The 14,454-nt window shown below is 45.7% G+C and carries 17 protein-coding genes; 6 read left to right on the forward strand and 11 right to left on the reverse strand.

Annotation, left to right across the window (positions count from 1 at the left end; translation table 11 throughout):
• Window positions 1-13: 13 nt before the first annotated feature.
• Window positions 14-652, reverse strand: a complete 639-nt coding sequence (locus tag D479_RS09560; protein ID WP_008636327.1) for an isoprenylcysteine carboxylmethyltransferase family protein — start codon at window positions 650-652, stop codon at window positions 14-16.
• A gap of 80 nt (window positions 653-732) precedes the next feature.
• On the opposite strand from D479_RS09560, the gene D479_RS20715 reads away from it, so the two are divergent.
• Complete coding sequence (locus D479_RS20715) at window positions 733-891, forward strand: hypothetical protein (protein ID WP_162129272.1); 159 nt, start codon at window positions 733-735, stop codon at window positions 889-891.
• Here the strand turns inward: D479_RS20715 and D479_RS09565 are convergent, their stop codons facing one another.
• From D479_RS09565 to D479_RS19905, 7 genes are all read right to left on the reverse strand, one after another.
• Window positions 892-1,113 (reverse strand): hypothetical protein, encoded by a 222-nt coding sequence (locus D479_RS09565; RefSeq protein WP_008636328.1) that lies wholly within the window; start codon window positions 1,111-1,113, stop codon window positions 892-894.
• A gap of 139 nt (window positions 1,114-1,252) precedes the next feature.
• Window positions 1,253-2,044 (reverse strand): anti-sigma factor, encoded by a 792-nt coding sequence (locus tag D479_RS09570; protein ID WP_008636330.1) that lies wholly within the window; start codon window positions 2,042-2,044, stop codon window positions 1,253-1,255.
• The gene (locus D479_RS09575) at window positions 2,037-2,600 is read right to left on the reverse strand and encodes a sigma-70 family RNA polymerase sigma factor (protein WP_008636332.1); all 564 of its coding nucleotides are present in this window, start codon (window positions 2,598-2,600) and stop codon (window positions 2,037-2,039) included. The genes D479_RS09570 and D479_RS09575 overlap by 8 nt, the downstream gene beginning before the upstream one ends.
• 220 nt (window positions 2,601-2,820) lie before the next feature.
• Window positions 2,821-4,062, reverse strand: a complete 1,242-nt coding sequence (locus tag D479_RS09580; protein ID WP_008636333.1) for a dicarboxylate/amino acid:cation symporter — start codon at window positions 4,060-4,062, stop codon at window positions 2,821-2,823.
• 445 nt (window positions 4,063-4,507) lie between these two features.
• Window positions 4,508-5,650, reverse strand: coding sequence for a PLP-dependent aspartate aminotransferase family protein (locus D479_RS09585; RefSeq protein WP_008636334.1), 1,143 nt, complete (start codon window positions 5,648-5,650; stop codon window positions 4,508-4,510).
• A gap of 60 nt (window positions 5,651-5,710) precedes the next feature.
• On the reverse strand, window positions 5,711-6,307 hold the full coding sequence (locus D479_RS09590) for an NUDIX domain-containing protein (protein WP_008636341.1): 597 nt from the start codon (window positions 6,305-6,307) through the stop codon (window positions 5,711-5,713).
• Between the two features lie 84 nt (window positions 6,308-6,391).
• On the reverse strand, window positions 6,392-8,506 hold the full coding sequence (locus D479_RS19905) for a bifunctional diguanylate cyclase/phosphodiesterase (RefSeq protein ID WP_008636342.1): 2,115 nt from the start codon (window positions 8,504-8,506) through the stop codon (window positions 6,392-6,394).
• A 112-nt stretch (window positions 8,507-8,618) separates the two neighbouring features.
• On the opposite strand from D479_RS19905, the gene D479_RS20720 reads away from it, so the two are divergent.
• The gene (locus D479_RS20720; protein ID WP_008636343.1) at window positions 8,619-8,795 is read left to right on the forward strand and encodes a hypothetical protein; all 177 of its coding nucleotides are present in this window, start codon (window positions 8,619-8,621) and stop codon (window positions 8,793-8,795) included.
• A gap of 225 nt (window positions 8,796-9,020) precedes the next feature.
• On the forward strand, window positions 9,021-10,436 hold the full coding sequence (locus D479_RS09600; protein ID WP_008636344.1) for a hypothetical protein: 1,416 nt from the start codon (window positions 9,021-9,023) through the stop codon (window positions 10,434-10,436).
• Here D479_RS09600 and D479_RS09605 read toward each other — a convergent pair.
• Window positions 10,417-11,214 (reverse strand): alpha/beta hydrolase, encoded by a 798-nt coding sequence (locus tag D479_RS09605; protein ID WP_008636345.1) that lies wholly within the window; start codon window positions 11,212-11,214, stop codon window positions 10,417-10,419. The genes D479_RS09600 and D479_RS09605 overlap by 20 nt on opposite strands.
• A gap of 141 nt (window positions 11,215-11,355) precedes the next feature.
• On the opposite strand from D479_RS09605, the gene D479_RS09610 reads away from it, so the two are divergent.
• Complete coding sequence (locus tag D479_RS09610) at window positions 11,356-11,937, forward strand: cytochrome c oxidase assembly protein (protein WP_008636346.1); 582 nt, start codon at window positions 11,356-11,358, stop codon at window positions 11,935-11,937.
• Between the two features lie 39 nt (window positions 11,938-11,976).
• On the opposite strand, the gene D479_RS09615 is transcribed toward D479_RS09610, so the two are convergent.
• Window positions 11,977-12,876: a DUF1002 domain-containing protein gene (locus tag D479_RS09615; RefSeq protein ID WP_008636347.1), complete on the reverse strand. Its 900-nt coding sequence runs from the start codon at window positions 12,874-12,876 to the stop codon at window positions 11,977-11,979.
• Between the two features lie 167 nt (window positions 12,877-13,043).
• Here D479_RS09615 and D479_RS09620 point away from each other — a divergent pair, with 167 nt between their 5' ends.
• Window positions 13,044-13,451, forward strand: coding sequence for a hypothetical protein (locus tag D479_RS09620; RefSeq protein ID WP_008636348.1), 408 nt, complete (start codon window positions 13,044-13,046; stop codon window positions 13,449-13,451).
• Window positions 13,452-13,468: 17 nt separating this feature from the next.
• Window positions 13,469-13,993, forward strand: coding sequence for a type 1 glutamine amidotransferase domain-containing protein (locus D479_RS09625; RefSeq protein WP_008636349.1), 525 nt, complete (start codon window positions 13,469-13,471; stop codon window positions 13,991-13,993).
• A gap of 38 nt (window positions 13,994-14,031) precedes the next feature.
• Here D479_RS09625 and D479_RS09630 read toward each other — a convergent pair.
• Window positions 14,032-14,454 (reverse strand): acyl-CoA dehydrogenase family protein (locus D479_RS09630; RefSeq protein WP_008636351.1); only part of this gene is annotated, 423 nt, incomplete at its 5' end.

Below are 14,454 nucleotides of genomic sequence, written 5' to 3' on the forward strand. Positions count from 1 at the left end.
TCCACCTCCGAATTTAATAGACAAAAGGAATCAATCGGTATCGCCTGCGACACCAATCTTTGTACTTCTCTCCATGCTCCTCAACCAACATCGCTTCTTCCAGGCGGATTCTATGTAGTAATGCAGAAGCAACCAAAGCTCCGCAGACAAAGGCTGTGTATATGTTCCCTACACCTAAGCAAAAGCCGATGATGATGGAAAATAAACCTGTATAGAGGGGGTGCCTCAGCCAGCGGTAAGGTCCTGTGCTGACAAGCTTGTCTCCTTTTTTCACAGAGACATCCCTTGTAAACTGGTCCTTAAGGTGCATAATGCCCCAGTAACGAAGCCACACACCTGCCGCGTAAATAAGCAGACCCACCCACCATACCCAGCGGATAGACAGAATACCGAAGTTCCATTCACGCATGATCAACGTTGCGCAAACCGCCAGTAGAACGGTGATTAGAATGATCGGGAAGGAGCGACGTTCCGCTTCACCACCACCCTTTGTCGAATGATGGTTGCGGAACAAAGCAAACTCTCCAATCCAAAGAATTGTGACGAATAAAAACAGAAGCTCAAAGAGATTCATGCTTCCGGAAAGCCGTCCATTCTCACAGAAAGCCCCCTCCTTCCCATCCATTCTTCTTTCATAGCTGCTATCTATCATTATTCCCCCATTCCTCATTCCATAAACAGGAAAGTAGATACATACCGTGGTATGATAGGGCCGAGGGGGAAGGAAAACATATGCAACAATTTTATTGGTTTTTCATCATCAGCGTCATCCTGGCTACTTTTTTCATGATTTTCAGGAGATTGACCATCAAGACATACGTACTGATTACCATACTCGTAGTCTTGTATATCACGGTTTTGGTTTTAAGTTTTGCCGCCGACCTGCTATAGTCATAAACCTTTCCGCTGTTTATTAATCGCTTCCCTAATATGGTAGAGTTCCGCGTACATGGCGGTGGAGTAAACACTCATGATACTGAGGAACATCGATATTACAAATATGGAACCGTCTAAATCGAAGCCCAGCACGGCCGTAAAACCGACAATGGCACCGATGATTACTCCGATCCCTGTTAAAAGCAGTATTTTCTGCAACGTTACTGAATAAGACATTCCACTCACTCCTCCTAAGTTAACTATTTTCTACTATACCCATGAGTCTCCGCATCTACACGTCCATCCTCCTCGACAGCCTCGTCCAAAACTGTAGCTAACAAAAAAACAGGCAGCCACAGCTGCCTGTTTTTCATCATTATAATCCTGCACTCAAAATTACTTCCCCCTGTGGTGTTTCACTTGAAGCATCAGGCTCTTTGGAGACAGCGACCATATCCCACTCTGTATCTTCAGGCAGCTGTTCCATATTATACGTAACCGCTCCTTCTCCACTTTCATTAGCTTTAAAGGTACCGGCCCTGTACGGCGTCTCTCCATTGATCAGCCACACCTGATACACTTCCTCACCGTCCAGAGGCTCCAGTTGATCTGCCTGCAGACTGAGGACTTCCCCTTCTGACTGACGAACCATTGCTGCGGATGCGCTTGCTGTCGTCGTTTCCCCCTGAAGCGTAACTTTGCGAAGGACTTCGTCTGTACTGTCCGAAATTTCTTCAGGTTCCTTCTGCACGACCTGTTTTTCTTCATTCATTAAAGCCCATACGTTACCGGCAAGCGATACAATCAACGCCGCCACGAGCCCTCTGACAAACCACGAAGATTTCTTGTTCCTCTTCACTTCTCCAAATGCTTGTTCTTTCTTTTTCGAGATCGGAAGGACATTTTCGGAATGTTCTTCTATAAAAGGAGAATTTCCGCTTTCATTCTGCTCATGCTTGAAGACTTCTCCTAAAACACGTGCTTTCATGTCATCCGGAGGGGTGATAGGATCAGAAGCAAAAGGAAGCTCACCGGTTAACTCCTGCAATTCTTCCAGCTCTTCTCTACACTCGCTGCATGTATTCAAATGTTCTTCAAATTCCACCTTCTTCTGATCACTAAGATGGCCATTGAAGTAATCCATTAATTCATCGCATAGTCTAGACATCACGAACCCCTCCTTCCTCTGATGATAACTGCCTCTTCAGGTGTTTCAACGCTAATCGCACCCGTCCTTTTACCGTTCCCAAGGGGAGACCGGTCTTTTCTGCAATCTCCCGCTGGGTCAGTCCTTTAAAATAGAATAATTGCACCATATCCCTTTGCTCTTCCGACAGAAGGCTGACGGCTGCCCTCACTCTGTCTCCACGTTCTTTCCATTCCACCAGATCTTCCGTCGTTTCCGTACCTCGCTCGGGTACATCTGTTTCTTCTTCCAAAGAAACGTGCTCTTTATTTGTCTTCCTTATCATATCAATCGCTGTATACCTTGTGATGGTGACAATCCAAGAGGAGAATTTCCCTTTCGATTCCTCATATCTTGCTTTCTTTGTCCATAACTTCAGAAATACTTCCTGCAACACTTCTTCGGCTAATGTTGGATCACCCGACAGCTTGATGACAAAGGAGTATAAAAGCTTTTCATATCGATCGTAAATGGCTTCCAGTGCTTCCTTATCCCCTTCAAGCATTTGATGATATAACAGAGAATCACGTTGGCTCATAGCACACTCCCTTTATGGTGGTTATCAACATCATAGCATAGGGAGCAGGTCAATATCCTATGATAGAGTGATGCTGTACAGCTATCGTATGAAATAAACGGATGGATCACTTTTCTCCATAATTTACATAAAGAAATGGTTTATCCCCCTTCCATCAAGGGTACACAGACATACTAACAAAAAAAGAGCAGCCTAAGGCTGCTCTTTTTTTTCGTATCGATTATGCTTCTACAGCACGCACAGGTTCTTCTTCTATTCCGTGTTTCTTCTCTGACTCTGCTACAACGACCGCACACGCAGCATCACCAGTGATGTTAAGCGCTGTACGAGTCATATCAAGAAGACGGTCAATACCAATAATCAAGGCGATTCCTTCAACCGGTAGAGACACTTGATTCAATACCATAGCAAGCATGATAAGCCCTACACCCGGAACTCCGGCTGTACCGATACTAGCAAGCACGGCAACCAGGACGACCATAATCAACTGACCGAAGGACAAATCCGTCGCATACACCTGGGCGATGAAAATAGTTGCAACACCCTGCATAATAGCCGTACCATCCATGTTGATCGTCGCTCCAAGAGGCTGTACGAAGCTGCTGACCGGTTTTGGAACATTCAAATTCTCCTGAGCCGTCTTCATCGAAATCGGAAGCGTCGAGCTGCTGCTGGACGTACTGAATCCGACCGTCATGGCAGGGAAGAATCCTTTGAAGAACTTAATTGGACTCATCTTACCGAGAAACTTCACCGCTCCTCCATATGTCACAAGGCCATGGATGAATAGAGCAAGTATTACAACAAACATGTACATAGCCATCGCTTTCATTCCGTCAATTCCCATCGTTCCGATGGCAGATGCCAAAAGACCAAAGGCACCATATGGAGCAAAGCGCATGATCAAGTTAACAAGGTACATCATAATTTCGTTCCCCTGCTCGATCACTTTCAATACACCTTCCGTTTTCTTACCAAGCATCGCAAGGGCAAAACCAATAAAAATAGAGAAGGCAATGATTTGCAGCATGTTTCCTTCAACCATGGACTGAATCGGGTTGGTCGGAATAATACTTGTAAATGTTTCAACGACGCTAGGCGCTTCCTGCGACTCATATTCGGCGCCGGCCGTATTAATATCAATATTTCCTGGTTGGAACAAATAAGCAAGACCAATAGCAATCGCAATCGCAATGGTAGTCGTAATCAGGAAGAAACCAATGGTCTTCCCGCCGATTCTACCCAACTTCTTCGGATCTCCTAAAGAAGCTGTACCGAGTGTAATAGAGAAGAATACGATCGGTACGACAAGCATTTTAATCAGATTCAGGAACACAGTTCCCAAGGGGCTGAATACATACGTATCAAGCGTTCCAAATAAATCCGGTGCAGCTATGTGCAGTGCCAGACCTACGATGGCACCAAGAGCCAGACCTATGAATATTTTCGTTGTCAACTTCATGGCGTTACCTCCTAAACATTATGAAAACGCTTTCCTATTATTTTATTATAAATACAAGTCGTATAAAAATGATAGAAAGCTTAGTGCTGCAAGCACGATGTGAGATACATGATATAAAAGGGGTTTTTCGTGATTCGGGCCATGAAAGCCCGCAAAGAGATGGTTGCAACCAACGTGGGTAGAAACATGCTACTATGGATTATAGCATATAAATTGTAAATGGTGAATAGAATTTGCTGGTAGTTTGCTATACAACTAAATGAGCATGAATGATAATCTCCCTTCACCGGCCGGCGAAATGCTGTCATGACTAGTCCTAACCATATTATGAGAATTTTTTAAATTTATCACAAGTTTATGACATTCTATTGGAACATGCATATACTTCGATGCCGTTGCATAAAAAAACACCCCGGAAATCCATCACAGATATCCGGGGGGGAGATTACAAGGCCTGTTCGACAGAATGGGTGAGCTGAGTAATGATATCCTCACTGTCTTCAATTCCAATGGACAGTCGGATTACATAGTCATTAACGCCGATCTTTAACCGCTCTGCATCGGAAAGTGCACGATGCGACGTTCGGATAGGATAGGACAAGGTTGTCTCCACCCCTGCGAGTGTCGGAGCGATTTTGATCCAACCGAGGGAACGGAAGAAGGCATGCACGTCTACGCTTTCATTCAGTTCAATTGTGACAATGGCCCCATTCCCTCGTTCGGATACATATTTGGGATAGAAGACTTTCGCAATACCTTTATGTTTCCGGAGCGCCTCCGCTACCTGCTTCGCATTCTCTGACTGTTTCTTCATTCGCAGACCGAGTGTCTTCGCCCCGCGTTGGGTGAGCCAAGCTTCAAACGGACTTAAGTTTGCTCCGAGTGTGACGACTTTTTTCGCAGCTGCTTGAATGAGGTCAGCATCGCCGACCAGGACGCCGCATGTAGCATCACTATGACCGCCTATATATTTCGTTCCGCTATGTACGACGAGGTCGATCCCCATAGAATATGGCTGCAGTAAGTAAGGGGTCGCAAACGTATTATCAACCATTGTCCTGATCCCATGAGATTGAGCCAGCTCTGCCAATCTTTCCATATTCTCCACCCTCAAAAATGGATTAGAGATGGATTCAGTATATAACAATTTGGTTTCCTCTCTAATGGCTGCTTTCACACCCTCCAAATCATTGAAGTCAAGCATCGTCACTTCAATTCCGAAGGTTGCAAGCTCCTTCGTAATCAAAGAGTGCGTACCGCCGTAAAGATCTTCTGCTGCAATGATGTGATCACCGGGTTTAGCTGTGCCGAGAATACCTGCGAGAATAGCCGACATACCGGAAGATGTGGCAACCCCTGCCGGTGCACCTTCTAATTCTGCTACCGTACCGGCAAGTTCATCCGTGTTTGGATTCCTTTCTCTGGAGTAGAGATAGGGACTTGCTCCTTCATAATAACTTTCTAAATGGTCAAGATCTTTGAATGTGAAGGCAGAAGTCTGATAAATGGGGGTGCGCTTACTATTCTGCACCTCCGTCTGATCTTGTTTATAATGAACAACTTTTGTATCAAATGAAGTAGGTTTCATTCACGTTTCCTCCTCTTATACCGCTTAATCACAAATTATAGCGATTCAAAAAGATTATTGTCAAAGTTTTTCGACATATCGGTTTATAACAGACACTATAAATCGAAAGTAGCCCGGTTCATGAGGTACGAACGCTTCCTTTCCCGCATGACTAACGGTCCCGGATAAAAGAGAAACAACCTCTTTCTCCTCTTCCAAGCCCGCAGCCAATGATTTAAAGTCATGAAAAGAAAGCCTGACAACGTCCTGCACTTCCTCCCCGATCATCCAGGCAAGAGGCTCTTCTACTACATAAAGAAACACCCTGCATATTTCTCTGTCTATAACGGTCCCGTCTATAAGCACTTCTTTAAAGGAGCCAGTATTGATCAAATCATCCGGGGCTATGTCCAACCCAAGTTCTTCGTTAATTTCCCGGCAACCTGCCGATAACAGTCCTTCTCCCGCTTCTATATGCCCGGCCGCCGTTATGTCGTAGAGGCCTGGATAGTCCTTTTTATCATCAGAACGCCGTTGGAAATAGACCGATTTCTGCTTTGGATCATAAAACCAGCAATGGAACGTTTCGTGCCAATCCCCATCCATATGGACGAGAGCTCTTTCTTTTGTTCCTGCTGTATAACCATCTTCATTAAATATAGTAAGGTATTCTTTCACTGGACCTACCCCTCTTCTTTATGTCTATCCCTATTAATAGTAGCAGACGCCGGCTGTGTACTCTCCATAAAAAATGCGCAAGCCTCATAAGCTTACGCACTCCGCTGGGACTGGTTTACTGAAGAAGTACCCCTGATAGTCGTAACAACCCTTTTCCTGCAGGTACACAATATGTTCTTTGCGCTCCACCCCTTCTGCTATCACATCAAGGCCGAGACTCTGAGCCATACTGATAATGGCATTGACGATCACGACCTCGTTCCTGTCGCTGTCTATCTGATTAATGAAAGATCGATCGATTTTGATCGCATCTACAGGAAGACGATGAAGGTAGCTGAGGGAGGAAAATCCGACACCGAAATCATCCAAATGAATGGAAATCCCGCTGTTTCTCAAGGTGTTCAGCGTCTCAATACTGCGGTCGAAGTCCTGGAGTACCATCGTTTCCGTAATTTCTATGATCAGGCTTTCCGGAGCGAGGCCGGAGGCAGTCAATGCCCCCATGATCTTATCGGTCAAAGCCACATCAGCAAACTGATAAGCGGACAAGTTGACGGCCACCTTCAAGTGGGGTTCTCCATATTCCTGCCATTGCTTCGCCTGTCTGCAAGCTTCCCGCAGCACCCATTCTCCAATATCCACAATCATGCCGGTCTCTTCAGCAAGACTAATGAAATGATGCGGAGATAGAAGGCCGTGCTCGGGATGATTCCAGCGAATCAAAGCTTCAAACCCTTTAACTTGAAGCGTTTCTCCGGAAATCTGGGGCTGATAATAAAGAAGGAATTCCCCCTCTTCAAGCGCCTGGTGAAGGGCCTGCTTCAGTTGAAGTTCCTCTCTCATCTGTTCTCCCATCCTGGAATCATAAATTTCATATCGGTTCTTGCCGTTCCGCTTCGCCTTGTGCATGGCTGCATCAGCACGTCTCAGCACTTCCTCTGCATCACCGGAATCGGGCGTGGAGGTTGCTATTCCTATGCTTACGGTCGTATAAAACTCTTTTCCTTCAATGATGAAAGGGCGACGCATGGAATGAATGATCTGTTCTCCAAGCAGGCAAACGTCTTCCAACGTAATCGATGACCGGATAAGGACAGCATATTCGTCACTGCTGATTCTGGACAAGACACATTCCTGTTTCGCAAATGTCTTCCTCAAATAGCTGGCGAACTGACGGAGCAGTTCATCTCCTTTCGCATGTCCCCAGGAATCATTGATCATTTTGAAATTATCAATATCAAACAACAGAAGGATCGCCGATTCTTCCAACGCGCCGGGCAATATATCAGAGAAATAGTTTCTAGTGAGCAGCCCGGTGAGAGAATCATACCGGGAGAGCACTTCCAGTTTTTCTTCTGTTTGAATCCTAGACATCTCGTTTGCAATACGATCTGCAAATATCTGAAGCAGAGGGCGGATCATTGGGTTGTTCGTCTGTTTCCGTTGATCCATAACAGCTAATACTCCGATGGGTTCTTGATCTGAACTCATCAAAGTTTTGCCCAGGAAGCTTTCTACTTCATAACGCTTCAAAATACTCGCGGAAGGAAAGTATTCCTGAGCCCTGCTCGGGTAAAAACAGTCGACGGAAGTAGCAAGCAGTTCCAACGGCGATTCCTCTACCTGGTATGTATCTCCATTAGACGTCTCCCCTTTATGAAAAATCGAAGAAACGAACAATTCGTTTTTCTGCTGCCCCTTCCATTCCCCGATAAAGGCAGTATTAACCTGGAGAACGGCCGCTAAATATTTCACGAGGAAATCAAAGAACGCCTGCCCGTTATAGCGCAGGAACCCTTCCCCTATTTCGACGATAGCGTTTTTAATCCGGCCAAGATCCATTTGATAAATCCGGTCCGTCGCTCCTATACCTGAATAGCCGATCCTGTTTCCGACCTCATTATAAAAAGGATGAACGATATCCTTGAACCAATGGCTCTCTCCTCCGTTACTCCAACGGTAGTCGAATTCCAAAATTCGTTCCGATCTTTCCGAACGTGCCAGTCGCTCAAAGTATGACCAGTCCTCTTCATGAAGCTTCTCCTTCACCTGCTGTTTATCCATGACGGCCAATTCTATTCCAAGCATTTCCTGCAACGGTTCATTCAAATATATCTTCTCATCACTAAGCTGATAGAACCAGACAGGTATGGAAAGCTGTTTGAGCGTCTTCCACGGGTGTTCCGCAATCTGAGCCATTACCGTTCACCTACTCCGAAAGATATTTTCCTCACATTTTACTTATCGGAATTTCCAGATGGAAGTTTAATCACATCCGGTGAAGGAATACTATAAAAAAGGAGGATCACCCATGAATAACAAACCTAAGAAACAAAAGGAACAAGAAACGAGCAATGAGGCAGCAGAACTATTCAACAAGAAGCCCCGGCTGGACAAAGCATTTGCTCCTGATGAAGAAAAACAAGCGGAAGATCATTCCGAAAGCGACGCTCTCTTTCATCATTATTCCGATAAAGAATCGAAGTAAGCGGCTCTCATAGAGCCGTTTTTCTTCTGGCCGGCGTGAAACATAAGAGGTTATAAAAAGAATAATAAACCTCCTACATATATGGAAATGAATATATTTAATATATAGAAGAACAATTCTCCACAGCCCGACCTCCCCGATAAAACCACTTCTTGTTTTCTTCCCTCACACCTGCCGGTTTCTGATAAAATAAAGGTATAAAATGGCAGGAAGGAGACCTTGCGGATGAAGAGATTTCAGTGGATGCTTCTATTGGCAGCAGTGCTCGTAGTTGCTGCAGGAGCCTATTGGATGGAGGGAGGGACAATCAAAGTCTCTCACGAAGCAGATTCCAAACCAATGAGGAAAGCAAAAGATGTGAATTTGGATGAACTGCCGATCACTTTACCCGAAGTAGACAATGAAGATGCTGTCGATCATTTCTACGAGCGTCTAAATCCCAGCCTCAAGACGGCCAGACAGAACGGATTAACTGTAAAGGAAGCGCAATCGTCTCCTGTCCCCGGCAGAGATGGAAGAATGCAGATCAATGAGGTGTGGCATAACGGCCGTACCATTACAGTTATGTACAGTCTGGATTTGTCCGCACTAATCGATAAAGATTCAAAGAACCACAGCTATTCTCCAATGATCGAATCCGTTACGATTCAAGGGAATAAGGCTATAGATACCCAGACGCTTTCCGGTTTATCGGTCCCGATTGATTCCGAGAATGCAGTAATCTTCCAGAATCGCGTCTATGGGTCGTTACAATTACCAGCCATTTCGAAACAGGACTGGGGGTATGAGAACATCCCGGAAGAAGTACATGATTTCGATGAAACCCTGAAAACTTCTATCGGTATTCGGATAGGTGGAGAACGAATAGAAACCGAAGCGATGCCGATTCGTTATCTCCATGACAAAGACAGCCATTTGCTCGCCACTTATGAAACAACCGAGTCCTATACGGAACATGGTGTAACGTTCACTCCAATGGAACTAAAAGCCGGCGTCCTGTCCAACAGCATCCATTTCCGCATGGAGGACCCGGGAGCAGCGTTCAATGAGTCCCTGGAGGGGATCATCCAAACAAATGCAGGGGAATCTTATACGATCGTCCCTTATATTCATCGTTTAAAAGAGGGTGTCTACGAGGGTTATTTTCCACCCTTCTCAGAAATTCCAGACGAAGTTACCTTCCAATTACAACAAGTACACTTTAAGGAAATCCATCCCTATTCGTTTGAAGTGGATATGAATAAGTTTAAAGGAACCTCGGATCATGAGACATGGACCGCCAACAAGAAGATAGCAGAGATTCATGATACAGACATCATTTTACGCCGAGTGGACAAGCACGGGAATGAGCATATGAACGCGGAACTGTTCTATGATCCCCATTCAAAGGACCAGCCGTCCAAAGTTATCGGAGCTATGTCTGAAAACACAGGTCCGGAAGCTGCCGAACAGCAGAAAGATGTTTTTATAAGCAGTGAAGATGGAAAATCCATCGACGGATTCCTGCATGGGTACCAGGATGAAGGAAATATAGATTTCGGCCTTCATGAATTCGATCAATCCGACCGTTTAAAAATCACCGTTGAAAAAGTAGTCTACACGCAGAAGCTGGACCATTCCTTCACTTTCCATCGGAAATGACGGATGATTGAGGTGTGCCAAGACCTTTCACAAAATGCCGAACCTCATCATTGAAGCGGTCATAGTGAGTGGCGGGAGTCTGGTGATAAGCATTTTCGATGACATACATTCTTGCGTTGGGACATGGATGATAGTACTTGGAATGTTCACTTATCCAAAATTCCTTACTACCGTACACAAGGAGCATCGGTTTATCGATCAGGCCGACACGGTGACTGCAGTCATAGTGAAGCGCACGATCGTAGAACGAGTGCCAGGCAGAGGGGTTGGACTTCGCCATGTGGTCATTCAGCTCCTGTTTAATGGTTTCATCACGGAAATGAGAGTGGCTGAGAAGTCGGGCAAGGGTTTCCGGGCTTTTCTCCACCCAGCTCATTCCCCCGTAGAATTCAAACTTCAGACCACCTGTGCTCACTTTTGGGAAACCTCCGGCAAGGATGAGGGCTGTCAACCGTTCCGGGTAAGTCAATGCGAACTCCTGCGCAACCATCCCTCCACAGGAATACCCTACAACCACAGCCTGCTGAATCCTCAAATGATCCAGAAGCTGCAGGATTTCTCCTGCATACCAGCTTATGTCCGGTCGGTCTGTCGCCAGATCAGAATCTCCATTTCCGCTCAAATCAGGAAAAATCACTCGAAAGTCACAGGAAAGTTCCTTTTGGAATTTAAAGACTTTCCTCCCCATCCCGGGCGGATGGATGAAGACAAGCGCCTGCCCCTTCCCAACCTCTTCATAAAATAAACGAACTCCTTCTTCATTCGTATAATAAGGCATGGTTTCATCCCCTAATCATATAGTCATGGAGCCTTAGTCTTCCTTTATATTAGAGATTTTATGTTGCCCGCCGGAACAAAATTGACACCTGTTTTATGCTGTGCTTACATAAACGTATGACGTAACTGGAAGGGGAACATCATGAAACGGCGCCTGTTTATCTTCGTGTTGTTCGTAGCCGTACCAGCATGTATATTCGTTGCCTGCGGCTCCAAACAATTGGAGGATACATTAGATATAGAAGTACAATCATTTGAAGGAAAAACACAAGAAGGAAAGGCCTTTTCCACAGAAGAAATGAAAGGCAAGGTGTGGCTGGCCGATTTTGTCTTCACAAGCTGCGATACGGACTGCCCGCCGCTGACACGAAATATGTCAGAGGTACAACAGCAGTTGAAACAAGAAGGTATCGATGCAGAGATCGTTACATTCAGCGTCGATCCCACTGTCGACACACCGGATAAATTAAAAGAATTTGCATTAAAAAACGGTGCTTCCCTCGATAATTGGACATTTGTTACGGAGTACACCCAGGAGCAGATCGCAGATTTCGCTCAGGAAAGCTTTCAGACCCCTGCTGTTAAAACAGAAGGAAATGATCAAGTCACCCACAGCAATGCTTTTTACCTTGTTGGGAAAAACGGAAAAGTCCTGAAAAAATATAAAGGAGACGTTGCTGTTCCCAAAGAACAAATCCTAAAAGATATAAAAGCCATTACCTAAAAAAGCCCCCCTTGCCGGGAGGCTTTTTCATTTAGATATTTAACTGAACAGATTACGGAAGAAATTGACGATCGCTTCCAGGAAGCTGAGAATAGCATTCTTCAAGCTTTCCCAGAACCCTTCATCCTGAACTAGGTCTTTAATATTTCCAGTAAGATCGTCCAGTTGGTTCTTCACTGCGTCAAAATTGATGTTCAAATCCCTCATTTTCTCAAACAAATCCGTGAGCCGCTGCCGATCTTCCGGACTGAGTTCGATGTTCAGGGAGTTAAGTTTCTCCTCTACGATTTGTTCCACTTCTTCTTTCGTTGCCGGGTCCTGCTCGGCAATCTCTTTCTTAATCTCTGTCAATAATTCACTGATTTTCGCTTCGTCTACTCCGGATTCCTTGGCAATAGATGTAGCGACATCCAGTTCCTCACTCGCTACCTGCATTCTTTCCTTATCAAGCTTGACGCCTTTGGCATCATACGCCTTATAAATGCCCGTAAGCGCGGAATGTCCAGATACTTTCACAGAGGATGCAACGAGCACATCTGCGTTCTCCACCCCTGCTGTCAGTAAAGCGTTTGTGTACATTTCTTTCGTTACTTGTGTTATGTTATCAGGTGTTACGATTTCCAAATGAAGGCCGGAATCTTCTTTGTGGATAATCTTCACGGACGAATACATATTCGCATTCGGATTTCCACCAATATATTCATTAAGATCCTGCCCATTGACCGTAAACTCGTCCACCTGATCATGCTGATCGACTTCAAGCAGTTCTTTTACTTCCGCTTTCTGCTCCGGGGACAGCGCCTCCCCGTAAACGACGATCGGCAGACCTAGTTTTTCGTTAATTCCCTGATCGCCTGTCGACGCATAACTGGTCATAGGTAGTACTGCAAGCGTGAGCAACGTGACAATCGTGAACCATATACCTATACGTTTTATCATTTTTCAAGCTCCTCATTTCCGTTGGTTATCCCTCCATTGTATGTGGAGTTCCCCAACGATTATACCCGCCCTCCATTCCAGCATAACACGGGCTGCCTAAGTAGACGTATGATACATAGAAAAAGTTTCACTACCTATATAATTATTCTGCAGAGGACGTGATACAAATGTTGAGAAAAATCGGTTTATACTTGTTCGCTGTCGCTTTTTTCTATGCGGGTGTCACGCACTTCATTTACGACCATGGATTCGCCCGCATGTTCCCTTCCTGGGTCCCCTTTAAGCTCGAGCTGGTATATATGTCCGGAATTACAGAGTGGCTTCTTGCACTGCTTCTTATTTTCCCACAGACGAGAAGGGCGGCAGGCTTCGCTACCGCCATCTTCTTAGTAGCTGTCCTTCCTGCCAACATCTATGCTGCAATTTATGATATCCCTGCTCCTTGGACAGACGAGACAACCTCTACCGCCCTGTGGATTCGTCCCTTTTTGCAGCCTCTTCTGATCTGGTGGGTGCTTGTCGTTTCCAAAGATTCGAACCAACAGAGAGCGTCTGGTAGAATGGATAGGGAGTAAACAAAGGAGGAAGACTGATGCGTTTATCGAACAAGAAGGTTATTGCTTTCGTAAGCCCGGACTTCGAAGACTTAGAGCTTTGGTACCCCCTTCTCCGGCTTCAGGAAGAAGGAGCCGTCGTCCATCTGGTGGGAGAAGAAGCGGGGGTGGAGTACCCGGGTAAATACGGCGTACCTGCCACTTCCGACTTATCCTTTAAGGATATCGATCCAGCAGATTACGATGGTGTGCTCGTCCCTGGTGGTTGGTCGCCTGACAAACTCCGCCGCTACGACAAAGTTCTGGAGATCGTCCGCCATATGGATGAACACAAAAAGCCGATCGGACAGATCTGCCATGCCGGTTGGGTTTTAATTTCTGCCGGTATTTTGAACGGAAGAAAAGTGACGAGTACTCCCGGTATAAAAGACGATATGACAAATGCAGGTGCCACGTGGTATGACGAACCTGTTGTTACCGACGGCCACCTGATCAGTGCAAGACGACCGCCTGATCTGCCACCCTATGCAAAAGCATTTGCAGATGAGCTGGCTGAAAATTAATAAACAAGCGCGAAGCCTCCTGGCTTCGCGCTTGTTTATTACTCAGAATCCGGATGTATCGCCTTACCAGCCAGCATGGATATAGTTGAATCATCCATCGGCGGGTTGTGCAATCCAGCCCGTACATCCCGGTAATATTTCTCAAAAGGAAAATGTTTGGAAAGGCCACGCCCTCCTGCAATCCTCATTGCAAGGTCAACCACTTCCGATGCCGCATTTGTTACGGCAAGTTTGACTGCCGACAGCTCCGGCTGCATGTGTTCCCGTTCTTCCGGCTCCTCATCCCATCTTCGCGCTGTGGCGTAAAGAAACGAATGCGCCTGGAGCAGCTTCCATTCCATTTCCCCGATCTTATCCTGAATATGGGATACCTCTGAAATGGGCGTGTCCAAACTGTTCGGTTGAAAATTGCGGGCGAACTCAATAGCATCATTCCTGGCAGCCACGGCAATTCCCAGATA

The organism is Halobacillus sp. BAB-2008, assembly GCF_000328325.1.
Lineage (GTDB): Bacteria > Bacillota > Bacilli > Bacillales > Halobacillaceae > Halobacillus.

What these genes read in the sequence shown, in the direction of transcription:
- D479_RS09600 (WP_008636344.1), top strand. Translation starts at nt 9,021, where the DNA reads ATGAAGAGATTTCAGTGGATGCTTCTATTGGCAGCAGTGCTCGTAGTT.
- D479_RS09560 (WP_008636327.1), bottom strand. Translation starts at nt 652, where the DNA reads ATGATAGATAGCAGCTATGAAAGAAGAATGGATGGGAAGGAGGGGGCT.
- D479_RS09610 (WP_008636346.1), top strand. Translation starts at nt 11,356, where the DNA reads ATGAAACGGCGCCTGTTTATCTTCGTGTTGTTCGTAGCCGTACCAGCA.
- D479_RS09585 (WP_008636334.1), bottom strand. Translation starts at nt 5,650, where the DNA reads ATGAAACCTACTTCATTTGATACAAAAGTTGTTCATTATAAACAAGAT.
- D479_RS09570 (WP_008636330.1), bottom strand. Translation starts at nt 2,044, where the DNA reads ATGTCTAGACTATGCGATGAATTAATGGATTACTTCAATGGCCATCTT.
- D479_RS20715 (WP_162129272.1), top strand. Translation starts at nt 733, where the DNA reads ATGCAACAATTTTATTGGTTTTTCATCATCAGCGTCATCCTGGCTACT.
- D479_RS09615 (WP_008636347.1), bottom strand. Translation starts at nt 12,876, where the DNA reads ATGATAAAACGTATAGGTATATGGTTCACGATTGTCACGTTGCTCACG.
- D479_RS09625 (WP_008636349.1), top strand. Translation starts at nt 13,469, where the DNA reads ATGCGTTTATCGAACAAGAAGGTTATTGCTTTCGTAAGCCCGGACTTC.
- D479_RS09580 (WP_008636333.1), bottom strand. Translation starts at nt 4,062, where the DNA reads ATGAAGTTGACAACGAAAATATTCATAGGTCTGGCTCTTGGTGCCATC.
- D479_RS19905 (WP_008636342.1), bottom strand. Translation starts at nt 8,506, where the DNA reads ATGGCTCAGATTGCGGAACACCCGTGGAAGACGCTCAAACAGCTTTCC.
- D479_RS20720 (WP_008636343.1), top strand. Translation starts at nt 8,619, where the DNA reads ATGAATAACAAACCTAAGAAACAAAAGGAACAAGAAACGAGCAATGAG.
- D479_RS09575 (WP_008636332.1), bottom strand. Translation starts at nt 2,600, where the DNA reads ATGAGCCAACGTGATTCTCTGTTATATCATCAAATGCTTGAAGGGGAT.
- D479_RS09620 (WP_008636348.1), top strand. Translation starts at nt 13,044, where the DNA reads ATGTTGAGAAAAATCGGTTTATACTTGTTCGCTGTCGCTTTTTTCTAT.
- D479_RS09605 (WP_008636345.1), bottom strand. Translation starts at nt 11,214, where the DNA reads ATGCCTTATTATACGAATGAAGAAGGAGTTCGTTTATTTTATGAAGAG.
- D479_RS09565 (WP_008636328.1), bottom strand. Translation starts at nt 1,113, where the DNA reads ATGTCTTATTCAGTAACGTTGCAGAAAATACTGCTTTTAACAGGGATC.